This window comes from Aeribacillus sp. SP014 (genome assembly GCF_054055575.1).
Genome location: NZ_JBSRXI010000001.1, coordinates 3,632,147 through 3,655,386 on the forward strand (window position 1 = coordinate 3,632,147; position 23,240 = coordinate 3,655,386).

Below are 23,240 nucleotides of genomic sequence, written 5' to 3' on the forward strand. Positions count from 1 at the left end.
TAACTAGAGATAAAAAACGGAATTTAACTGCTTTTGCCTCGACGGATAATATCGATATAAACTGCAACCAAAATGACAAATCCAACAACAACTGTCTGCCATTCTTGAGGGATTGACATAATTCTCAAACCGTTTGTTAATACGCTCATAATTAGAGCCCCAATAACTGTTCCTAAAATAGTTCCTTTACCACCACTTAACGAAGTCCCTCCGATAACGACAGCTGCAATTGCTTCCAACTCATACCCGGCTCCCAAAGCAGGCTGTGCTGAATTAAGCCTTGAAGCCATTAAAACTCCTGCTATTCCTGTAAACACACCTGCAACCGTGTAAATGATGATTTTCCATTTATCCGTATTGATACCGGATAATCTTGTCGCTTCTTCATTGCTTCCAATAGAAGTTGTAAAGCGGCCAAAAATAGATTTCGTTAATAAAATTCCTGCAATAATTGCCATAATAATGAAAATTAGGACACCGTTAGGCAAATTAAATCCTGGTATAATTGAACCTAATGCAATTTCACTGAAGCTAGGTTTATCACTAAAATAAATTGGAGTTGCATCTGAAATAACAAGTGCTAATCCTTTCGCGATCATCATCATCGCCAATGTTGCAATAAATGGAGGAATTTTTAATTTTGAAACACTGAATCCGCTTATAAATCCCATTAAAGCACCAGTCAAAATTCCGCCTAAAATGCCGACTATAATTGGCAAATCCCAAAAGACGATAAATACCCCTGTCATAACAGCACATAGCGTCATTCCTGTACCAATGGAAAGGTCAATTCCTCCAGTCATAATAACAAATGTAGTTCCTAACGCCATGATTCCGATAACTGTCGTTGATAATAATATCCCGGTAATATTAGTCCAATTTAAAAAGTTATCGGAGGAAATGGTAAAAAACAGAATAAGTACAATTAAACTAGCAAATGCCAATATTTGTTGCAGTGCATTGGATTTTAATAGATTTCCACTCTTTTTTGTTTCTGTGTTAGGTGCAGTTCCTGTACTCATATTGATCCTCCTCGTTTTGTATTCCAAATCCTTTTGACATAAATGATACTTAAATCGGACTCCAATTTATGATCTAGTTCGTGTTGCATAATCCATAATCTTTTCTTGAGATGCTTCCTCGTTCGTCAACTCTCCGGTGATTCTTCCTTCACACATGACGATGATTCGATGGCTCATTCTTAATATTTCCGGTAATTCGGAAGAAATCATAATAATGGATTTTCCTTGCTGAGCCAGTTCATTTAGCAGCTGATATATTTCAGTTTTCGCTCCAACATCAATTCCGCGTGTAGGTTCATCAAAGATTAAAATGTCACAGTTTTTAGCAAGCCATTTGGCAATGACAATTTTTTGCTGGTTTCCTCCCGATAAATTCTTCGCTAGCTGTTTGATGCTTGGCGTTTTAATTTTCAGCGACTTTACATACTCTTCTGATGTTACATATCCTTTTGAGTCATTGACAAAGGTCAGCCAATTCACATAATTGCTCAGTGAAGAAATTAATATATTCGAATTCACGTCCATTTCAAGCATTAAGCCGTATCGCTTTCTGTCCTCAGACAAATAGGCAATTCCGTGTTTTACTGCATCTTCAGGCTTATTGATTTTCACTTCTTTTCCATTGATAAAAATTTGCCCTTCATCAATTTTGTCAGCACCGAAAATGGCTCTTGCTACTTCTGTGCGTCCAGCTCCCATCAAACCGGCAAAGCCCAAAATTTCTCCTTTTTTCAAAGTAAAGCTGATATTTTCTAAAAAGTTTTTGGTCGATAAGTTTTTCACTTCCAGGACTGTTTCAGCCTCTTTTGAAACCGTCGTTGTAGGACGAGATTCATCCTGGATTTGACGGCCTACCATTAACGAAATTACCTTTTTCATATCTGTATCTTTCGTATATAACGTGTCGATGTATTGACCGTCGCGCATGACTGTTATTCGATCAGAAATGACTTTCAATTCTTCCATTCTGTGTGAAATATAAATGATGCCAACACCTTTGTTTTTTAAATTTTCAATTAAATCAAATAATGTTTTAATTTCAGATTCCGTCAAAGCGGCAGTTGGTTCGTCCATCACGATAATTTTCGCATTGTAAGATAACGCTTTCGCAATCTCCACCATCTGCTGCTTTGCCACTGTTAAATCTGATACTGTTTCTTTAGGATTTAAATTAATATTGAGTTTCTCAAGCAACTCGGCTGTTTTTTCATTCAATTCCTTTTCCTTCAAAAAGAAATTAAATCCGGTGCGAGGCTCCCTGCCAATAAAAATGTTTTGGGCAACCGTTAAATCAGGCATTAAATTTAGTTCTTGGTGTATAATGCTAATGCCCATTTCCTGTGCTGCTTTCGCATTAGGAATTTCAACTTTGTTGCCTTCTAAGTAGATTTCACCTTCATCTTTTTGATAGACTCCAGACAAAATTTTCATTAAAGTCGATTTCCCAGCACCATTTTCGCCAACTAATGCTAGAACTTCCCCATAATTTAAATCCAGTCGAACTTTTGATAATGCCTTTACTCCAGGAAAACTTTTGCTTATCCCTTCCATTCTTAATAATTGAGCTGACATCCTATCACCTACTTTACGTAACTGTCATTATCCGTCCTGAATTTTTGTTCCACTTTTACATTAATAAGATTTTTCAGATTTTTTCGCGGATTGGTACTGCTTCCAATCTTTTAAAAACCCTTTTAACCCGATATTTGTAAGATCTGACGCAAACATTTTCTTAAAAATATAAAATGGCATCGTTACAGCATCTGCGCCTGATTTTGCAAGATCAACGACAACCTGCGGATTTCGGATGCTTGCTCCAATAACTTTCGTTTCCGCATGCATTTGATGAATAATTTCTTTTGCCTCTTTAATAAATTGCAGCCCGTCAATCGCATGATCATCCATTCTTCCGATGTAAGGGCTTATAAAATCCACCCCTGCTTTGGCAGCTAATACAACTTGAGGCAGTGTATAAATAAGAGTCATATTCACCTTTATGCCTTCCTGTTTCAATTGATAAGCTGCGGATAATCCTTCTTCAGTCATCGGGAGTTTAATGACAATATCTTTTCCCCATGTGGACATTTCTCTCCCTTCAAGGATCATTTCTTCAGCTGTTTCTCCTGTTACCTGGCACCAGACTTCTCCATTAATTTTGGAGGAAATATCCACAATAATTTGCCGAAACTCTCTATTTTCTCTTGAAATAATGCTTGGATTTGTTGTAATCCCTGCTAAAAAGCCATATTTTGAAGCAAATTCTATTTCTTGTTCATTTGCGGTGTCTAAATAAATGTCCATGATTTTCCCCCTTTCTCGCACAATTGTTTGTACATTTATTCAACCCCGTTCCATTGATTAAAAATCGGCTCCACTTGTTTATAAACTTGTTCAAACGCTTTCAAAGCTGTTTGATAAGATTGATGGTTGCGTTGATCTGGTTCAAATGATTCAGCTTCAACACACCAAGCTTTCGCTGCTGTCAAATCTTTCAGAAGGCCTACTCCTACACCGCCTGCAACCGCAGCGCCCATTGAGGTCGTTTCATCCAAAATTTTCGGTATACGGATGGTAACACCGAAAAGATCAGCCAGCATTTGCCGCCATATTCTGCTTTTCGCTCCGCCTCCAAACAGCCATATGTCTTGAAATGGCCGATCATAATTTTCTTGCAGAGCATCGAAAATAAGTTTTAAATTCATTGAAATCCCTTCCAAAACAGCACGAATCAAATCAGAACGTTTATGATTGATCGTTAATCCTATGAAACTGCCTTTTGCGTTTGGATTCCACCAAGGAGACCGCTCCCCCATTAAATACGGAAGAAAAATCAATTGATTGGAGCCGATTGGTGAGCTTTCAGCCTCTTCATTCATCATTTCATAAATATTCTTCGCTGCATCCGTTTTCAAAACTTCTTGAAATAGTATGTCTCTTAACCATTGAAAGGAAGTCCCTGCTGCTTGCATCGTTCCGATGGGAATATATTTATTTTCATCCAAATGGATAAAATTGAATGTCCGCATTTCTTGATCAAAAACTGGACGAGATGACGAAAATGAGATCCAGGAAGAAGAGCCAATGTAATTAAAAATATCTCCCTCATCAATCGCACCTGCACCTAATGCAGCACAGCACCCATCTGCACCGCCCATTACAACAGGTGTACCAGGCATCAGACCTGTTTCTTCCGCCGCCTTTGAATGAACTTCACCAACAACCGCTGTTGAAGGCAAAATCTCAGGCAATTTTTCATCATCAATTTGCCATAATTTTATTAATTCTTCCGACCATTCTTTCTTTTTAATATTTAATAGATTCGTGCCGCTTGCATCAGAATAGTCGGTGGCAAATTTACCCGTTAGTTTAGCAATTATATAATCTTTTGCTTGTAAATATTTAAATGTTTCTTTATGAACAGATGGTTCATTTTCTTGAATCCAATTAATTTTTGCTGCAGAATAGGATGGGGATAATCTGTTTCCAGTAATTTCATAGTGTTCTTTCATTCCTATCTTTTCTGCAATTGCTTCTGTTTTTTGCGCCGAACGCATATCAGCCCAAATAATTGCATTTCTTACAGCTTCTCCTTTATGATTGACTGGGACAGCCCCCATCATCTGGCCGCTGAACGTAATGCATGCAATTTGTTTCGGATCAATTTTTGCTTCTGCAATAAGTTGTTTTGATGCATTTGCCACGGCATCCCACCAATCATTCGGATTTTGTTCAACCCAATGCTGCTTCAAAAAAATGGTGGAATATTGATAGGTAGTATGAGCTATGATTTCACCGTCCGGCGATATTAATGTGGATTTATTTCCGCTTGTCCCAAGATCATGAGCAAGAATAAAATTTTTGCACCATATTGTCTCCACCATCCTATCGCTTCCATCTTGAACGGAAAATGTACTAGTTTCCCAATGAAATCTATTATGAAATGACACCTTTTTTTAAAATGATATTGGCATAAAGCGCACTCTCGCTCGTTGCGATAATTGCATAAGCATTTTTGGCTCTTTCATAAAAGCTGAATCTCTCCATAAATTCTATATCCCATGGTTCGGAACATTTTTTCTCCAGAAGTTTTTTATATTCGTCCCAAATGGCCGGTTTGCTTTCATTTTGGTTTACTACTTGCATGAGAGCCACCGGTTTATCCACAAAAGTATCCAACGGAAACAAATCTAAGATAGAATCCAACAGCTCAGGAACACCATGTCCGTCAGCTCGAACCAATCTTTGAGCAAAATTTGCTGCCGGAAAATTCCCGTCTGCAATGACAATTTCGTCACCATGGCCCATTTCCATCAAAATTTTTAACAGCTCAGGAGAAAGATTCTTTGGAATACCTTTTAACAACGCTTACACAACCTTTGTTTATTTTTGTTTGTTTTTATATTATCAAATATACCAAAAAAAATAAAGAGTGTTATTATAAAAAATTTTTTGTTTTTTTTGTTTTATTTTGAAACAATTTGACCCCTTTTACGATAAAGGAACGATTGTGATTTTTGTGTTTTTTCCCTCAAACTCTTTTTTATATGCTGGATGGATATTGGAATCTGTAATAATTTCGTCTACTTTCTCAATATGATTGATTAAAGCGAACGTCCGAACGCCAAACTTGCTGGAGTCAACTAGTAAAATGGTTTTATCTGCTATCTCCATCATCTGCTTTTTTATTAATGCTTGCCATTCATTCGAATCGCTGAGTCCACCTTCAAGATGCACACCTTTACAGGATAGGAAAGCTTTATTGACATGGTATGTTTCCAAAGATCGTTCTGCGAGAGGACCAATATACGATAATGATTTTGAAGAGAGCATTCCGCCGGTTGACATTACTTTAATTTGATCTTTGACACTTAATTCAATTGCTACTCTAATGGAATTTGTTATAACTGTTAGTGGTACATTTGGCAGTTCCTTTGCCATATACCATGCCGTCGAACTTGCATCTAAAACAATCTGGTCTCCTGGCTGTATGAGCTTAACTGCTTCTGCAGCGATTGCTTTTTTTTCTTTGGCATTTGTGACTTCACGTTCTAAATAGGACAATTCGAGCTGCTGGTCTCTTTCAATGCTGACCGCTCCCCCGTGGCTGCGCAGAAGCCTCCCTTCCTTTTCCAGCTTTTCTAAATCTCTTCGTATCGTCTCCTCCGTGACTGAAAACATTTTGCTAAGCTCCGATACTCGTACACTTAATTTTTTGTTAACGATTTCAACTATTTTCCTATGTCTTTCGGCTACAAGCACCTTGCACGTCCCCCCAATATGTTCAAAAGTTTTTCAATAGTTATCAGAAAATAATATACCACATTACCACAATATGTCCTAAAGATTTCAAGCACTGCCAGAAAATAATATACCACATTATAAATAAAATGAATCATTAAATCATTGTCACCAATATTTTTAGCGCATCAGGCTCAAAGCGGTTTTCTCACAGCGCATCTATTATTTTTTAAAGCGGAAAAGGTTTTTATGCCCTTTTCCGCTTTCCGAAAGCCTCCTGATGGTTAAGTCTCCGTACGTTGTTGAAGGGGGATGACCTGCTGCAATGTTTAAATCTTTCTTATTCACGAATTCGTTATAATAACCGATAACTGTTATGTGGAGAATTTTCATGAAGAGCAATGGCCAATAGGCTATTGCTCTTTTGTATTGTTGAAAGATTATCTAGTAAATGCCGCTGGAACACCGCCGTCAACTGTGATCATGCATCCTGTTGTTTTTTCAGCTTTAGAAGATGCAAAAAATGCAATCGCCTCTGCAATGTCTTCAGGATACACATTTACTAATAATGTTGTTCGTTTTTTATAATAATCTTCTAATTCATCCGGTGAAATTCCATAAGCTCTTGCACGCTCTTCACGCCACTTAGAATCCCATATTGCAGAGCCTTGAAGAACGGCATCCGGAAGAACGGAGTTTACACGTATTCCGTATTGGCCGCCTTCAGCAGCAATACATCTTGCCAAATGAGTTTCAAGCGCCTTTGCAGCACTGTAAGCAGCCGCATTCTTTCCAGCATAAATTGAATTTTTCGAGCCAACAAATACCATATTCCCGCCAATACCTTGCGCCTTCATTTGTTTAAACGCTTCGCGAGCTACTAAAAAGTATCCTGTACCAAGAACGTTCATATTTAAATTCCATTCTTGCAAAGTTGTTTCATCGAACGGACTGGATGTAGCAAGTCCAGCGTTGTTGACAATAATATCGACTCCGCCGAAGGCAAGGGCAGCTTCTTTAAAGGCAGCTTGCACTTCTTCCTCTTTTGTTACGTCCATTTTGACGGCAATTGCACGATTTTCGCCATATTTTTCGTTAATTTCTTTAGCTTTTTCCTCTGCTCCTTCGATGTTTAAATCAGCAATGACAACATGTGCGCCTTCGCTGGCTAGACGTCGGCACGTCGCACTGCCAATTCCTCCTGCACCGCCTGTGACAAAAGCCACTTTGCGCGAAAATTCTGCTTCTGGCGGAGCAAGCGTTAATTTGTAGAGCTCAAGCGGCCAATATTCTACATTATAAGACTCATTTTCGTTTAATGAGACGAACTTCCCGAGCGCATCTGTCCCTTTCATGACAGCGATGGCGCGATGATAAAGAGCTCCGCTGATCCTTGACATTTTTTCGTTTTTCCCTGTATTCACCATTCCAATACCAGGAATTAAGATTACTCTAGGGGCAGCTTCAAACATTTTGTCCCCTTCGTTTTTGTTCCGCTCAAAATAAGCTTTGTAGTCTTTTTTATAATTGGAAACTCCTTCTTTTATTTTTTCCTTTAATTGCTCTTTATTTTCTGTTTGCGGATCCCATTCGATGTATAAAGGAACCCGCTTCGTGTGAACTAAATGATCAGGGCATGCTGCGCCTATTTGAGAAAGTTCCTTTGCGTTTCGGCTGTTAACAAACTGAAGAACATCCTCTCCGTCATCCCAAGTTAAAATCATTTTTCTTTCATCGCTTACAGCACCGCGAATAACTGGCAATATTTCCGCTAGAATTTCTTTTCTTTCATCTTTGGAAAGGGCTTTATATTTTAATCCGCCAAATGCTTTTTCTTCATCGATGCGCTCTTTAATATAGTTTTCAGCTTCATTAATAATAGAAATCGTTTTTGCATAGCATTCCTCTGAAGTATCGCCCCATGTGACTAAGCCGTGTTTTTCCATCAACACTAACTCTGCATTCGGGTTGTTTTTCACGCCTTCAGCAATCATTTTGGAAAGCGTAAATCCAGGACGCACGTAAGGCACCCAAACAAATCGGTTGCCGTAAATCTCCTCAGCAATTTGCTTTCCGTTGTCCGCACAGCAAATGCTGATAATCGCATCAGGATGCGTGTGATCAACATGCTTAAACGGAAGAAATGCGTGCAGCAAAGTTTCAATCGAAGGGCGTGGATGCTTGTGATCAATCATGCAATGAGATAAATAGGCAACCATTTCTTCATCGGACATTTCATCTCGTTCTATAAGCGGGCGGATATCTTCCAATTTAAGTCCTGTAAAATTGTGTGCTTTCATTGTCGCTAAATCTGAACCGCTTCCTTTTACCCACATGACTTCAATTTCACGGCCGCGGAAATCGCTTTCAATTGTTTTCATTGAAGTATTGCCTCCGCCCCAGTTACATACAGCGCGATCAGCTCCGATTAAATTGGAACGGTAGACTAACTGTTCTAAACCTTCCGACAATTTTTTAGCTTTTTCTGAATCCCACAAACTTTTGACCATCTGTTGACCTCCATTTTTGTTTTTATTTATTTTAAATATAACATATGATTGTTTATTATTGAATATATTTTTTTATTTTTGTTTTTTTGTTTTGAATATTTTATTTATAGCTAAGATTTGAAACGTATATTGTTTACTTGTTGATTTCACGTCTATTATTTTGGGATTTTTCAATCAAGGGAAAAATAAAAGGTAAATCAACATAAAAAAAAAGGATCAAAATATGAAGGGAATATAATCAAGCAGAATCATATAGTGGCTCTCTTTTACAAGGCGAAGGGAATAATGTATAATGAAGTTGAAAAATTGCATCAACAACCAGACGACCAAAGGTGCTGCGACACCCTTGGCCCTGCAACAGACGGTTCCCTTCAAGGGGATCAGGCAGCAGGTAAAAAATAATCCACCACTGCTATCAGCTCAAGGGTGGATTATTTTTTTTGCGGATTTGACAGCATTGTAATTATAAGGCTTGAAAAACTGATTGCAAACATTAACGCTTCGAATACTGTCATCGGCACACCCCCTTTCTGTACGGGGTAAATGCCAACCACCCTTGAGTCTACCGTTCTATTGCATTTTCATTATATCAAATACTAAATTTTGAATCTATAAAAATAGAACATTTGTTCCTTTTTTACTAGAAATTAAATTTTTAGTAAATAATTATTGAAAATTCTGTAAATGGGGTATACATTTGTAGTAAGGGGAGGGAGAAGTATGAGCCGTTTAATAAAGAAAAAAGCTGCTCAACAAGCACTCAAAAAAGTCATGCATGTAAGCGATATCATTAAGAAACAGCTAGATCCTCAGCTTCCGCTAACCGAACAGCTCGACAAAATTCGAAAAACGTTCGATGAAAGGCTGGGCCAAGACGAATATTTTTTGGTCGTAGATGAAACAGGATATTCTCCGCTACATACCAATCGCCTTCGTGAAGGAAGAGTATTTTCGGATGAGGTCGGCAAAAAAGCCGCTACAACAAAAGAACCGCTTTTGCAGCTGTATATCCGTGATACAGGAGAAATTCTTGTTGATGCGAGCTGTCCGCTCGTTACAGACAGTACTGGAAAACGTTATAATATCCGGTTAGGAAGACTCATTCATCGCCCGTACTTGCAAATGAATTTTGCCATGCTATCGTTTTTGCCAAGCTTTCTTTGCCTCATGACAGCTTTATTTATGCAATTATCTTTTCGTCAAGCAATTATTTTATTTTTCGTAACTATTTGCGCCAGTGCAGTAAACAGCTTCTTTGTTTACCGCTCGTTCACCTCTAATCTTAGACAATGGTATAACGTCACTCGTACTGTATCATCAGGCAACCTTCATGTCGAAGTAGATATTGTCGGCAAACGCAATGAGTTTCATCAAATAGGTTATGAAATTAATAAAATTATTTTTGGAATCCGGTCGATTTTAGGCGAGTTTGCCAATGCCGTCAAAACTGTCAAGAAGGTCAGTCAAGATCAAAAAAAAGAAGCGAATCGCTTATCGGAAATTTTTGATGAAGTTGCTGCAACAATGGAAGTGTTCCGCAAAGGCTCCAAACAGCAGACCGATTCGTTTAAAAAAGTTAGCGAACTGGCAAATTCGATGATAGATGGTGTATCAAATATGGGATCGGAAATTGAACGTGTTGTTGAATACGCTCAATCAACGATGCGTTCAGCAGATGAAGGACAACAAATGATTGAAAAAACGGAACAGCTTATGCTAAATATTGAAAATGACACGAAAAAGGCAACTTCCCTCATCCAAATGGTATCCAAAAAAGCGGATCAAGCGATGGAAATGGCTTCTGCGATCACAGCAATTGCCAAGCAAACGAACCTTTTAGCATTAAATGCTTCCATTGAAGCAGCGAGAGCAGGTGAATCTGGAAAAGGCTTTGCGATTGTAGCTGCAGAAGTGAGCAAACTGGCAGATGATACAAATTCTTTTGCGGCTAAAATTTTATCTTCGTTGGAAGAAACGAGAAATGATTTAGCTCATGCCGTTACTGCCGTCAAAAAAAATGAAGAAAGTGTTGATCAAGCTTCCTTGTCTATATCTGGAACAAAAGAAAGCATGCAGACATTTAAGCGAATGTTTTCAGACATTCATTCTCTGTTAAAGCATAATCGAGAAAACGTCATAAACATTCGTGAAAACGGCAACAATTTAAAAGGTTTAATAGAAAATGTAAACTTAATCGCACATGATTTCACCAACACAGTCAACGAAACAACGGCAGCATTAGAGGAACATATTGAAGGGATCCATGAGCTTGCAAAGGAATCGGTTATTCTTTCCGATGCTGTCATACATCTTCAAAAAATTTTAAACCGCTTTCAATTACAATAAATGTCTTGATTGACTGGGGGTTTTCTCTTTACTATTAAAAATCACATCGTCAAGAAGCGAATATTTGCAGGAATAATCGAAAATGCAAAAGGGAGATCCCCCAACTTCGGTAGTTGAGAAAAAATACTGCGCAGAAATTGACTCATTTTCATCATTATCAAAGCTTCCAAAAAATTAAGCAGCCAAACTCCTAGTATATAGGAATCGGGCTGCTTGCTACGTTTATTATTATCTGCTCAAAATCAAAAGAAAACCATTTTGCGTAATGTCTTCTTTATTTATTTTTCGATAGCTGCAAAGCTTTTTTAATATCTTTAAGCGCATTGGATTTTCCGTACATCAATACGCCGCCTTTGTAAACTCTTGCCCCGAAGACAGCTAATATAGCAATGGATGCTATTAATAAACCGATTCCTAAAAGCGGCTCCCAAATTGGAAGATCCAGCATTCCAACCCGCAAAAACATCAGCATCGGGGTAAACGGCGGAATGTATGATGTGATCGTAACATAGGAAGCTTCCGGATTGCTCAAACCAAATATCGCTAGCATAAAGCCCGCCACAACCGTTAAAATCATCGGAGTGATCAACTGCTGAACATCTTCTATACGACTGACCAGCGAGCCTAGAAAGGCAGCCATCGTCGCATATAATAAATAGCCTAAAATAAAGAAAATGACTGCATATAGAATGGTCGACAACGACGTGTTTTGGAATCCAAAGAAAGAGAAAAATCCTCCATCCATCGATTCTAAATTCTGTTTAATGGAAACGTAGCCGACAATAAGCCATAAGGCAAGCTGCGTTAAACTCAATAGAGCAACACCTAAAATTTTCGCAAACATTTGTGTAATAGGAGGAACACTGGAAATTAAAATTTCCATCACTCTAGAAGATTTTTCTACTGCTACCTCCATCGCAATCATATTTGCATACATGATCACTGCAAAATATATTACAAATAAAAGTACATATACGAGACCTCTCGCTTGATTCAATTCTTCCACCGTTTTTGCGTTGGCATTCAACGCTTCCATTTCAAAAGATACTGGCGCATTCAGCTTCATCAGTTCCTCTTGCGTTAATTTCAATTGACCTGCTGTCCATACCATGCTCACTTGTTGGAGGGCATATTGCAAATCGTTTGGAACGGTTGAGTCTGCAAGAGACGCTGCTTTATATACCGCCATCGGCCGGTTTTCATCATTTAAAGATAAAACGAGATACCCTTTGATCTCATCATTTAATACATTCTTTTTCAGCTCTTCTTCGGAAGCATTAGTTTTTTGCAATTGAATGTCCGGATTAACTTCTTTCAATTGCTTTTTAAACGGTTCAAATAAAGAATTTGATTGATCAATGACTGCAAGGCGTTCTTTATTTTCACCAGAATTAAAAAAATCAATAATTTTTGATATGTTTCCCAAAACTAGAATAATAAGCAATGTAATAACCGTGGAAATGATAAATTGCTTCGATCTTAGTTTGGTAAAATAAGTGTGGAACAAAACAGTCCAAAAGTTATGCATAGGCCGCACCCACTTTCTCTATAAAAATATCATGTAATGAAGGCTCTTCTATTTGGAATTTGCGAATAAATCCTTTATCGACAATCTCCTGTAACAATTGTTGTGCGGTCTCTTCTCTTTCAATTTGCAATTGAATCCCTTCAACTGTTGTCTTGGCTTTTACGACACCTGGGAAATTCTTCAAGAAATTGAGATCAAAATCCGCATGAATCACGAGATTTTTTTTGCCAAAGGAACGTTTAATTTCTTTGAGCGACCCATGAACTACAGGGCTTCCCCTATGTAATATGCATAAATGTTCACATAATTCCTCGACGTGCTCCATCCGATGGCTGGAAAACACAATGGATGTACCGGCATTTTTCAAATCAATGACAGCCTCTTTCAATTGCTCAACATTGACCGGATCCAATCCGCTAAACGGTTCATCCAAGATGAGCAGCTTCGGTTTATGTATGACAGCAGCAATAAATTGAATTTTTTGCTGGTTTCCTTTCGACAGCTCTTCGACTTTTTTTTCAGCGTACTCTGGCACTTTAAACCGTTCGAGCCAATTTGCCAGCTCCTTCAGCGCATCTTTTTTGTTCATCCCTCTTAATCTGGCTAAATAGACAATCTGATCCTTTACCTTTAATTTCGGGTACAATCCCCGCTCTTCGGGCAAATATCCGATATACGGGCTCGTGCTATAATCAATTTTTTCTCCATTCCATGTAATGGTTCCTTCAGTTGGTGCCAGCAGCCCTAAAATCATGCGAAATGTTGTCGTTTTTCCGGCACCGTTTGCCCCTAAAAAACCAAACATTTCTTTTTCCGGAATGGATAAAGACAGCTTATCCACAGCGGTGAAATCGCCAAATTTTTTCGTCACTTGCTCTAGCTTCAACGTCATGTATTTTCCTCCTCTCATCTTTTAATACGGATCAAACAAGAAAAAAGTTCAGTAATCGTTTTAAAATTCTGTCTAAATCACAAGTCAAACATCGTTAGTGACAATGATGATATGAAAACTATGTTAAAAATATTTATACCACATAATTAAAACAGGAGGATGCTTCACAAAAGTTGTTCAAACTTTTGGAAGCACCTCTCCATTTAATAAATGTTGAGATGAACAAAAAGGCAGAAACCTTTTTTTAAAGGTTCACTGATTTGATTTTAGAATCCGAACTGAGGATGGATTTTGAAGAAATGCCACTGTGAAGGACAAAAATAATCTAATAAAATTTATAAACGTCCTTTATGGAGGTGATGGAATCCAAAAAAAGGAAATTGCATATACTGAATGTCCGTCATAACTTTTGAAGGACAGAATGAAAATAGCACGCATAGAAAAAGTCCTTCATAAGATTCCCGAAGGACATAAACAAGATACGAAACATAGGAAAAGAAGTTGTCCAGAAGCCAAAATCTTTTGGAAACGAAAAACATAAACATTGAATATCGAAAGGGCACCTATAAGCCGAAAAAATCGACTAATTTGACAGCCACTTTTGCCATTATGATTCGGCTTCTTTTCGGCAATAGGAACGCCATCCTCCAAAATCTGTAATATCCTCGAATCGATTGGCGATATACGCCTTCCAAAAGAAAGCCCGACACTTTGTTTCCGTTGATCAGTTTTACTGTTCCTATACTCTAAAAGATTTGTATTCCTAATTTTTTACAAAATACTAAAACCATTTCGTCTTGCCTCTCTTTTTATCGACGACAGCTAAAGCTCTAATGGGAAATTTATCAATAAACGGTTCTACTGAAATGTTATAATGTGCCTCGATATCTTTTTTTAATTGATCGCGTAATTCTGTCAATTGGTTCACTATATAATCCATCTTAAATACAGGATCAAACGGTTCCTTTCTCCAAATAGAAGTGAGTCGAGCCTTATCGTTATTGTCAAAAGGAATGATTGAAATCAACGGTTCATCTTCGTCAATTTCAAGAGTATAATAATGAAATTCCGGGATATCATATTTGCCACTTTCGATAATGGCGAGCCATCTCTCTAGGTATAAATAAAACTCCAACAATGCGATATCATCTCGGAAATAGGAGATTCCATCTACTTTTATGTCAAAATCTCCACTAACTCTAAGCACAATGGCAGCATTTTTTTTCAACTTTTTAGGAATGTAAGATTCATCAGTTGTAAATTGATAGACAAACTCTAATTGATTGGATATGCTGTCCATATTTCACCATCCCATCCCCTATTACTCTTTTGTACCTATGTTTTACCGAGTGGTTATCACTACAATGATAAATCAGCATTCTTTGTTTCTACCTCTGGATTTATAGAATTGAATCCTTTTCATTCGATTGCGTACTTGGCTTTTATCAGTAGTGTTGAATTAGCATAATTCGGACACTTTTTGAAAAAATAAATGGGGCTTCAAAAATAATAGGCAGCCCCAAGAATGTTATCAACTACAAACATTGACATAGTCTTTAACAGGTAACGTTCAATGACTAAAGCCATTTCGTCTTACCCTTTTTTTTGTCTACAACTGCTAAAGCTTTTATCGGAAATTTATCAATAAACGGTTCTACTGAAATGTTATAATGTGCCTCGATATCTTTTTTTAATTGATCGCGTAAATCTGTCAATTGGTTCACTATATAATCCATCTTAAATACAGGATCAAACGGTTCCTTTCTCCAAATAGATGTGAGTCGAGCCTTATCGTTATTGTCAAAAGGGATGATTGAAATTAACGGCTCATCCTCATGCCATTCAAGAGAATAATAATGGAATTCAGGGATGATATATTTTTTACTCTCGATAATGGCAAGCCATCTGTGTAAGTATAGATAGAATTCTAATAAAGCAACATATTCTTGACAATATGATCTTCCATCTACCTTAATTTCAAAATCTCCATCAACTCTAAGTACGATAGCGGAATCCTTTTTCCACTTTTTAGGAATGTAAGATTCATCGGTTGTAAAGTGATAGACAAACTCTAATTGATTGGATATGCTGTCCATATTTTACCATTCCACCCTACTACTATTTTAATTTTTTTCTGACCTTTTGTACCTATTACTTTACCAAGGTTGGCTATAACTACAAATGACAAATCCGCATTTTTTGTTTCTACCTCTGGATTTAAAGAATACGATGCGTTCTTAGAATTTAATCCTTCTTTAACCCAATTATTTACTTGGCTTTTACTGGTAGTATTGAATTTAGCATAGGTTCCTCCAGTGCTTTTCAAATGCTTATCTTTTACCCGAAAACTAGAAACTTTACTTTTTGCTGCTTTAACGGCTGCCTTTGCAAATGTGTTAAGAACGGCTTTAGAGCTTTTTATCGACTTAACGATAAGTTTTTTTCCAAATTTTTTTATGGCATACTTGATTCCATGTTTTGCAACTACTCCGATTATAACCGCCGGCAGAACCGAAGCTTGAGCATCAATGGTATTGATCTGGTAAGATTCTCCAGTATCTTGATCAATGAGTGTTGCAATAAAATCGGTGCCGTCAATTTCTTGCAACACTACATCAAAATGTTGAGTAATGATTTCTCCATTCTCTAACTCTATATGACCTGAAAGCGTTATTTCACCAGATTCACTATTCACAAACAATTCGGTATCAATGGATGTATCTTCATTTTCTACTTCTGTAGAAACAACCACTTCCTCGTCAGAGATTTCTGTTGCTGTCATTTCAATATCTTCTGCTAAATCTAATCCAAGTTCTTCCTCAACATCTACTTCATACTCAACACCAGTATTGTCTTCAACTAATACAGTATTTGTGTCACTTACAGGTATATTTTCATTAGATTCAGCACTAGCAAATCCCGGTAATATTGCCGATATCGATAAAGTTACTATAAGTAACTTTAATATCAGTTTTTTCATACTTTTCCTCCTTATTTTCGATGATTTAATGTTAATAATCCACATCCATATAAATCATCACAGCCACTTTCACCCAAATCTTTCGAATATTCCAATAAATCTTTATGGACTGTTTCCTTATGAATTTCTTTATTGTTTAAGAGGCTCGCAATAATGCCTGTGGCATATGCCGTTGCAAAAGAGGTACCACTTAATTCTTTTTGATGTGATAGCTTTCCAGTCTTTATAGCAACAATATCTACACCTGGAGCAACAAAATCAATTTTTCCTTTCGCCGCGTATTTATAAATTTTCATATTTTTATCGATTGCTGAAATAGACAAAACACTTTCATATTTTGCAGGGTATTCAGTATATAAACCAAGTGTATTCCCAGCTGCAGCAACTATGATAATATTATGGTTAATGGCCTTTTCTACTGCAGCACGTAATCTTGCATCATCTTTTTGAATCCCAAAACTCATATTGATAATGTCTACATTTTGGTTAACGCACCATTCAATGCCTTCCGTAATATCGTCAATATCTCCGTTCCCATTAGCATCCAGTACATTGACATCGTAAATTTCAATATTTTTAATAACTCCTTCTACATGATCTTTTTGATTAGACTGAGCCGCAATGATACTAGCAACCGCTGTACCATGTCCGTATGAATCTATTTGATTATTTTTCTCGTTGAACCTTTTTGATACTTTGACACGAGCCTTTTCTTCATCAATTCCACTATCAATAATGGCAATTTTTATAGGTGTGTCTGTTAAAGAGTTAGGATCAGCATATTCCTTCTGTATGGAGCATAGAGCCCAATTCTGATTACAATCAATTTTTTGATCATAGGATAATTGATGATTGCATGAAGCTAAGAAGATGAAGAATATTATAAAAAAAATAGTTTTCTTAATTTTTATAAATTCCCACACCTCCTAGTTATTTTTACTATATATAGTAATTTTACCAAAATTGTAATTTAAATACAATATTTTAAAATTTTATGTATTGAATCTAAATAAGAGGAAATACTATTTTTTTAAGCAATTTGGAAATGAATTGATACATTGGTATTTTCAATATTCAAGTAACCAGCAGAGGCAAAAGTCGTATTTTACGGTTTAAAAAATAAACAGAACAGAAGCATGCAGCTAACTTTCTGTCTCCTAATACACTGTACGTACACGTCGATTTTATCTAAATAGTTCAGTCACTCCATCCTGTCAATCTCTTAAAATTAGAATTTTGCGCTTGAACGTGAAAAAGCCGCCAACATGTTTGACGGCTTTTGTATTATGAATTGAGTTCTTTCAGGCAATAGGAACGCCATCCTCCAAAAGCTGTAATATCCTCCGCTTGATTGGCTATATACGCTTCACAAAGAAAGCCCGGCACTTTGTTTCCGTTAATCAGTTCTACTGTTCCTATACTTAAAGGTTCTGGAATAGATGCTGTAAAAGCACCAAATGAAGCTAATGGCATTTCCCATATCTCCAATTGAATGGAGGCGCCATTGTGGTTTGTTTTGATAAGCCCAGGTTTGGCAGGATCCGTAGGCAGCTTATACAGCCGGTAATTAGGAGCAGTTGTTGCTTCACATACGAATTTGCCGCCGAATTGATGCATTTCATTTTCGAGCGGAAACCCTCTCATATGCAAACCGCAGACGGCAACAAAAGTCGTATTTTTTTGCGGTTGAAAATTTTCTGTTGGAATCTCTCCTAAAAATTGAGAAGCAAGTCCGAATATCAATCCTTCCTGTTCTGCCAGCGAAAACATCGTCATGCCAAAAGGAACATTTGCTTCCGCATCCTCTGCCGGAATGGCGATTGCCGACAGATCCAAAAGATTACAGTGGTTGGTGTATTTTCCCATTTCGTTATTTGTGCGAATCGGATCGAGCCTAACTTGTTCGCGCGTCCAAGTACCGCCACAAGTAGGCAAAACTAATACTGCATCTTTTAACAATTTTTTCACTTTATGCTTGATTGATTGGATCCTGTGCATCGCTTGAAAAGCTGATGCTGCCGTATGATCAGGAGAAGCTCCGGAAGAAAGGACTTTTTCCGTAACGGAAAACACATCTTCTGTATTTGCTTTCACAAAATCTCCTAAATCCGCCCATCTTTCCGCCACCCAAGGACCTTCATAAAGAAGAGACGCCGCTTCGGAAAACAAATCATAATCGATATACTCAATCGGAAGACGCAAACGTTCCAATCTTTTCATCGTTTTCATCCATGCATTCCTATATCCTTCACGAAATGGGCCAAAAAACGAAAGCGGTTGTTTCGGCAAACAAATTTTGCTCGGACTTTTCGGCGATACGTTCGGGAAATAGCGTGACCAAGGATCTGTTTCATCCTCGCCGCGCACAATTCGATCAACTTCCAATGCATCCTGCAAATTGTGCGCAAAAACTGTCACACAATCAAGGCTTGCGCAAGCCGGAACTACTCCAGCGGTCGGCCAGGCTCCCCTGCTCGGCTTAAATCCGACTAAGCGATTTAAGGCTGCCGGCACTCGTCCGGACCCAGCAGTGTCCGTTCCGAGTGCAAACGCTGCATGGCCTCGTGCAACGGCCACCGCAGATCCAGAGCTTGATCCCCCGCTGATCAGTTCTTCTTTTAAGGCATTTTTCGTTTCTCCATAAGGACTTCTTGTACCGACAAGCCCAGTGGCAAACTGATCTAAATTTGTTTTTCCTAATGGGATCGCACCTGCTGCGATTAACCGCTCAACCACTGTTGCGCTTTTTTCTGGTATATAAGCATATTGGGGGCAAGCTGCAGTTGTCGGAACCCCGGCTAAATCAATGTTGTCTTTAATAGCAAATGGAATTCCCCATAATGGCAAGCTTTTCCGATCCAGTGAAGCAAGCCTGTCTAGATAAGGCTGAATTCTTTCCATTGCCGGAGGGGTAATCCATATATTCATATCCTCATCTTGTTTAACTCGATGAATGATTTCAACGACTACTTCTTCGGGAGTCAATTCATTGTTAAGGTACATCTCTCTCAACCGCGCAATCGTCAAAGGTTGAGGAAAATGTTTGACCGATTTCATTTGAGAACCTCCTCTCGTTCTTTCTGCTTTAAAATGCTGACAATCAATTGTCCTGATTGCACCTCGTCCCCTGGTTTCACGTAAACATTTACTATTTGTCCATCGCACGGGGCCAGCTGCGGAAACTCCATTTTCATGCTTTCTTCAATCATCAGAACATCGCCTTTCTTAACTTGCTGTCCAGGAGACACAAGAACTTTCCATACACTTCCAGGCATGGAAGAACGAACAACCTCAGCACCTGGAGGGATATTTTCCTCTTGCCCTTCTTTCATTGGTTCATGCTCTGATATATATTCCGCCAATCCTAGCTGCTTCCACCGTTCTCGCTCTGCTTGAAAAGCTTCCTGCTGCCGCATGCGGAAAGTTTCGGCACTATCTTTGATCGAATCCAAGAATTTTAAATATTCGCCAAGATCAAACGCTGTTTCTGTTATTTCCACTTCAAACCTTCCTCTAAGAAAATCTTCCCGCAATTGCAGCAACTGTTCCGCATCTACTGGGTAAAACTGAATTTGATCGAAAAACCGCAATAGCCAAGGTTTTCCTTGTTCAAAACTCTTCGTTGTCCGGAATTTATTCCACATTTGAATCGTCCGGCCGACAAATTGATAGCCTCCAGGACCTTCCATTCCATATATACATAAATACGAACCGCCAATTCCTACCGCATTTTCAGGCGTCCAAGTCCGGGCAGGGTTATATTTTGTTGTGACTAAACGGTGCCGAGGATCAATTGGGATGGCTACTGGAGCGCCAAGATAGACGTCACCTAATCCTAAAACAAGATATTTTGCATCAAATACAATTTTCTTTACATCATCAATGCTTTTTAAGCCATTTATGCGCCTGATGAATTCCAAATTACTCGGACACCACGGAGCATCGGAACGGACGTTTTTCTGGTAGCGTTCAATGGCCAATTGAGTAGCCGGATCATCCCAGGAAAGAGGCAGCCGAACAATACGTGAAGGGACTTTTATCGATTCCAGCGGCGGAAGCTCGCGATCAATTTCTAAAATTTTTTGACAAGCCTCGCGAACGGACATTTTCGATGGGTCAATGTGCACTTGCAAAGACCGAATGCCCGGCGTTAAATCAAGGAAAGGGATGTTGCCTTTTTGTTGTATCGCTTGCATTAAAGCATGTACTTGAAACCGATACAGCAGGTCTAAATCCATTGAACCGTACTCAATCAGCAAATTTTCGTCGCCGCTTGAACGAATCGTAATTGGAATGTTTCGAGATGTTTGTTCTTGAGCCAAAATTGAATCGTCGGCTGTAATTTTTGGATTAATGGCAGGAAGTTGAGAAGGTTGAAATCCGTACAAACTGCCATTTTCAATTTTTTGCATAAACATTTCTTGTTTTTTTCGAAGTTCCTCCGCTTCTTCCAATGACAACAAATGAAACTTGACGATATCGCCCGGATGCAATTGCCCAATTTTCCAAAACTCAGCTGAAGCCGTCGTAACTGGGCAGACAAATCCTCCTAAACTAGGTCCATCAGGTCCCAGTAAAATCGGCATATCGCCTGTTAGATCAAGCGTTCCCACTGCATAAGCGTTATCATGAATATTTGATGGATGCAAACCTGCATCTCCGCCGTCTTCTCTTGCCCATTTCGGCGCTGGGCCCATTAACCGGATGCCTGTGCGCGAACTGTTAAAATGCACTTCCCATTCTGTTTCAGTTAATTGCTGCAAATAATCCGGCTGCAAAAATTCGCTTGTACAATGAGGGCCCGGAATGACGCCTATCGTCCATTTATTCGTCATGATCGGTCTATATTCAGCTGGAAGCCCCTTCGTTTTTTTGACAACAGCCCCCCGGTTGACCAAAAGCACATCGCCAGTGCGCAAAGCGCGTCCGCCATGGCCGCCGAATCCGCCGAGCGTAAATGTGGAGGAGCTTCCTAAAACTTCAGGCATGTCAAAACCTCCTGCTACTAATAAATAAGTCCGCATTCCCCTTTTCGCTTCTCCAAATGATAATACTTGGTTCTTTTTTGCCAAAACAGGTTCATACATCGGCACGGGCTGATCGTCAAGCTTAGCCTGCATATCGGCACCTGTGATACAAAACCATATATCATCTCGAAAACGATAAGATCCCCCGCGCAATGTCATTTCAAGACCAGGGGCGCCTTCTCTGTTCCCGAGAAGTTTATTTCCAATCCGGAACGAGAGCTGGTCCATCGGACCGGAAGGCGGCACACCTACGCTCCAATATTTAATGCGTCCGGGCCAATCCTGAACAGTTGTTTGAATTCCTCCGTCCAATACTTCCAGTGCATGTTCTCTAGGTTGAAAATGGTTTAATAAACGGGTGTATACATTTCCTTTTATAAAATCCTTTTCCTTCAATAAAGCTTTCAAGTAGTGGAGATTTGTTGTAATACCGTACAATTTCGTTTCGTTTAGCGCTTGTATGAGTTTTCCGATCGCCTCTTCCCTGTTTTTTCCACGAACAATCACTTTCGCCAGCATTGGATCATAAAGAGTCGTAACCGTGATTCCGTTTCTTACCCACGTTTCCGTTCGAGCTGTTTTAGGAAATTTTGCCTCATCAATCTGTCCGGCGCTCGGCCGAAACTCATGCAAACAATCTTCCGCATAAATACGCGCTTGAATGCTATGCCCTTTCGGCTCTTTAACTAAGGAATGCAATTCATGCAGATCATCTGCTGCTTCACGTATCATCCATTCAACAAGATCGATGCCAAAGACCTCTTCTGTTACACCATGCTCCACTTGAAGTCTTGTATTCACTTCAAGAAAGTAAAAGGAGCTTGTTTCAGGATCATATAAAAACTCAACGGTGCCTGCACTCCGGTATCCAACTTCTTCCGCCAATCGGATGGCGGCTGCGAACATTTCTTTTCTGACTTCCTGGGACAAAAGAGGGGCCGGACTTTCTTCCACAACTTTTTGATTGCGGCGCTGAATAGAGCAGTCTCGTTCGCCTAAAGCTACCACTTCACCAAATCGATTTCCAAAAATTTGAACTTCTATATGGCGTGCTCTAGCGATATATTTCTCCAGGAAAACGCCTTTATTTTTAAAATTTGTTTCAGCAAGACGACGTACCGCCTCAAATGCCGAGCGCAAATGCTGTTCATTTTCGCAAACGCGCATTCCGATGCCTCCGCCTCCTGCCGTGCTTTTTAAAATAATTGGATAACCAATATGTTCAGCTTGTTTTACCGCCTCATCCAAATCGGTGATGAGGTCCGTTCCCGGCAATAAAGGAACATTGGCTTTTTTTGCAATTTCTCTGGCAGAATGCTTTAATCCGAATATCTCCATCTGTTCAGGTGAAGGTCCGATAAACGTAATTCCATTTTGTTCGCACAAGCGGGCAAAATCTGCGTTTTCACTTAAAAATCCATATCCGGGATGAATGGCATCGGCTCCTGACTCAATGGCAGCTTTTATGATTAAATTTCCATTCAAATAGCTGTCTTTGACCGGGCCTTCTCCTATTAAAATAGCTTCATCTGCTTCGTCTACATGTAAACTGTCTTGATCCGCCTTTGTATATATAGCAACCGATAGAATTCCAAGCTTGCGAAGCGTCCGTTCAATCCGGACGGCTATTGCCCCGCGATTGGCAATCAGAATTTTTTTAAACATTTTGTACTCCCCCCTGACGCATCCGTATCCTA

17 protein-coding genes are annotated in these 23,240 nt (G+C 38.9%); 1 reads left to right on the forward strand and 16 read right to left on the reverse strand.

Annotated features, from left to right (window positions below; translation table 11 throughout):
- Positions 1-23: 23 nt before the first annotated feature.
- From ACVIJU_RS17835 to ACVIJU_RS17870, 8 genes are all read right to left on the reverse strand, one after another.
- Positions 24-1,022, reverse strand: coding sequence for an ABC transporter permease (locus tag ACVIJU_RS17835; protein ID WP_063389247.1), 999 nt, complete (start codon positions 1,020-1,022; stop codon positions 24-26).
- 66 nt (positions 1,023-1,088) lie between these two features.
- A complete protein-coding gene (locus ACVIJU_RS17840) occupies positions 1,089-2,594 on the reverse strand; it encodes a sugar ABC transporter ATP-binding protein (RefSeq protein ID WP_066246787.1) in 1,506 nt (501 codons plus the stop codon).
- A 60-nt stretch (positions 2,595-2,654) separates the two neighbouring features.
- A complete protein-coding gene (locus tag ACVIJU_RS17845; RefSeq protein ID WP_456687831.1) occupies positions 2,655-3,323 on the reverse strand; it encodes a transaldolase family protein in 669 nt (222 codons plus the stop codon).
- A gap of 35 nt (positions 3,324-3,358) precedes the next feature.
- Positions 3,359-4,903 (reverse strand): xylulokinase, encoded by a 1,545-nt coding sequence (gene xylB, locus ACVIJU_RS17850; protein ID WP_456687832.1) that lies wholly within the window; start codon positions 4,901-4,903, stop codon positions 3,359-3,361.
- A 52-nt stretch (positions 4,904-4,955) separates the two neighbouring features.
- Positions 4,956-5,384, reverse strand: coding sequence for an RbsD/FucU family protein (locus ACVIJU_RS17855; protein ID WP_063389250.1), 429 nt, complete (start codon positions 5,382-5,384; stop codon positions 4,956-4,958).
- Positions 5,385-5,510: 126 nt separating this feature from the next.
- Positions 5,511-6,281 (reverse strand): DeoR/GlpR family DNA-binding transcription regulator, encoded by a 771-nt coding sequence (locus ACVIJU_RS17860; RefSeq protein ID WP_066246791.1) that lies wholly within the window; start codon positions 6,279-6,281, stop codon positions 5,511-5,513.
- 419 nt (positions 6,282-6,700) lie between these two features.
- Positions 6,701-8,770 (reverse strand): bifunctional aldolase/short-chain dehydrogenase, encoded by a 2,070-nt coding sequence (locus ACVIJU_RS17865; RefSeq protein WP_066246794.1) that lies wholly within the window; start codon positions 8,768-8,770, stop codon positions 6,701-6,703.
- A gap of 431 nt (positions 8,771-9,201) precedes the next feature.
- On the reverse strand, positions 9,202-9,285 hold the full coding sequence (locus ACVIJU_RS17870; protein WP_375338799.1) for a putative holin-like toxin: 84 nt from the start codon (positions 9,283-9,285) through the stop codon (positions 9,202-9,204).
- A 205-nt stretch (positions 9,286-9,490) separates the two neighbouring features.
- Between ACVIJU_RS17870 and ACVIJU_RS17875 the strand changes: the two genes are divergently transcribed.
- On the forward strand, positions 9,491-11,116 hold the full coding sequence (locus ACVIJU_RS17875; protein WP_456687833.1) for a methyl-accepting chemotaxis protein: 1,626 nt from the start codon (positions 9,491-9,493) through the stop codon (positions 11,114-11,116).
- 274 nt (positions 11,117-11,390) lie between these two features.
- Here ACVIJU_RS17875 and ACVIJU_RS17880 read toward each other — a convergent pair whose 3' ends face one another.
- The 8 genes from ACVIJU_RS17880 to uca all read right to left on the reverse strand — a co-directional run bounded on the left by ACVIJU_RS17880 (position 11,391) and on the right by uca (position 23,208).
- Positions 11,391-12,644 carry an ABC transporter permease gene (locus ACVIJU_RS17880; protein WP_456687834.1) on the reverse strand — a complete coding sequence of 418 codons (1,254 nt, stop codon included), beginning with the start codon at positions 12,642-12,644 and terminating at the stop codon, positions 11,391-11,393.
- Positions 12,637-13,536, reverse strand: a complete 900-nt coding sequence (locus ACVIJU_RS17885) for an ABC transporter ATP-binding protein (RefSeq protein ID WP_327862558.1) — start codon at positions 13,534-13,536, stop codon at positions 12,637-12,639. Before ACVIJU_RS17885 ends, ACVIJU_RS17880 begins: the two co-directional genes overlap by 8 nt.
- 781 nt (positions 13,537-14,317) lie before the next feature.
- Positions 14,318-14,836, reverse strand: a complete 519-nt coding sequence (locus tag ACVIJU_RS17890) for a DUF7878 domain-containing protein (protein ID WP_456687835.1) — start codon at positions 14,834-14,836, stop codon at positions 14,318-14,320.
- A gap of 277 nt (positions 14,837-15,113) precedes the next feature.
- Positions 15,114-15,632 (reverse strand): DUF7878 domain-containing protein, encoded by a 519-nt coding sequence (locus ACVIJU_RS17895; protein WP_456687836.1) that lies wholly within the window; start codon positions 15,630-15,632, stop codon positions 15,114-15,116.
- Positions 15,608-16,516, reverse strand: coding sequence for an SAR2788 family putative toxin (locus tag ACVIJU_RS17900; protein WP_456687837.1), 909 nt, complete (start codon positions 16,514-16,516; stop codon positions 15,608-15,610). The genes ACVIJU_RS17895 and ACVIJU_RS17900 overlap by 25 nt, the downstream gene beginning before the upstream one ends.
- An 11-nt stretch (positions 16,517-16,527) precedes the next feature.
- The gene (locus ACVIJU_RS17905; RefSeq protein WP_456687838.1) at positions 16,528-17,439 is read right to left on the reverse strand and encodes a S8 family serine peptidase; all 912 of its coding nucleotides are present in this window, start codon (positions 17,437-17,439) and stop codon (positions 16,528-16,530) included.
- 361 nt (positions 17,440-17,800) lie between these two features.
- A complete protein-coding gene (atzF, locus tag ACVIJU_RS17910) occupies positions 17,801-19,573 on the reverse strand; it encodes an allophanate hydrolase (RefSeq protein WP_456687839.1) in 1,773 nt (590 codons plus the stop codon).
- On the reverse strand, positions 19,570-23,208 hold the full coding sequence (gene uca / locus ACVIJU_RS17915) for an urea carboxylase (RefSeq protein WP_456687840.1): 3,639 nt from the start codon (positions 23,206-23,208) through the stop codon (positions 19,570-19,572). The genes atzF and uca overlap by 4 nt, the downstream gene beginning before the upstream one ends.
- Between the last annotated feature and the right edge of the window lie 32 nt (positions 23,209-23,240).

Bases quoted from the DNA above. Each gene is read 5' to 3' on its own strand.
- ACVIJU_RS17865 (WP_066246794.1), bottom strand. From the start codon at position 8,770: ATGGTCAAAAGTTTGTGGGATTCAGAAAAAGCTAAAAAATTGTCGGAA.
- ACVIJU_RS17875 (WP_456687833.1), top strand. From the start codon at position 9,491: ATGAGCCGTTTAATAAAGAAAAAAGCTGCTCAACAAGCACTCAAAAAA.
- ACVIJU_RS17895 (WP_456687836.1), bottom strand. From the start codon at position 15,632: ATGGACAGCATATCCAATCAATTAGAGTTTGTCTATCACTTTACAACC.
- atzF (WP_456687839.1), bottom strand. From the start codon at position 19,573: ATGAAATCGGTCAAACATTTTCCTCAACCTTTGACGATTGCGCGGTTG.
- ACVIJU_RS17885 (WP_327862558.1), bottom strand. From the start codon at position 13,536: ATGACGTTGAAGCTAGAGCAAGTGACGAAAAAATTTGGCGATTTCACC.
- uca (WP_456687840.1), bottom strand. From the start codon at position 23,208: ATGTTTAAAAAAATTCTGATTGCCAATCGCGGGGCAATAGCCGTCCGG.
- ACVIJU_RS17900 (WP_456687837.1), bottom strand. From the start codon at position 16,516: ATGAAAAAACTGATATTAAAGTTACTTATAGTAACTTTATCGATATCG.
- ACVIJU_RS17870 (WP_375338799.1), bottom strand. From the start codon at position 9,285: ATGACAGTATTCGAAGCGTTAATGTTTGCAATCAGTTTTTCAAGCCTT.
- xylB (WP_456687832.1), bottom strand. From the start codon at position 4,903: ATGGTGGAGACAATATGGTGCAAAAATTTTATTCTTGCTCATGATCTT.
- ACVIJU_RS17835 (WP_063389247.1), bottom strand. From the start codon at position 1,022: ATGAGTACAGGAACTGCACCTAACACAGAAACAAAAAAGAGTGGAAAT.
- ACVIJU_RS17840 (WP_066246787.1), bottom strand. From the start codon at position 2,594: ATGTCAGCTCAATTATTAAGAATGGAAGGGATAAGCAAAAGTTTTCCT.
- ACVIJU_RS17845 (WP_456687831.1), bottom strand. From the start codon at position 3,323: ATGGACATTTATTTAGACACCGCAAATGAACAAGAAATAGAATTTGCT.
- ACVIJU_RS17880 (WP_456687834.1), bottom strand. From the start codon at position 12,644: ATGCATAACTTTTGGACTGTTTTGTTCCACACTTATTTTACCAAACTA.
- ACVIJU_RS17890 (WP_456687835.1), bottom strand. From the start codon at position 14,836: ATGGACAGCATATCCAATCAATTAGAGTTTGTCTATCAATTTACAACT.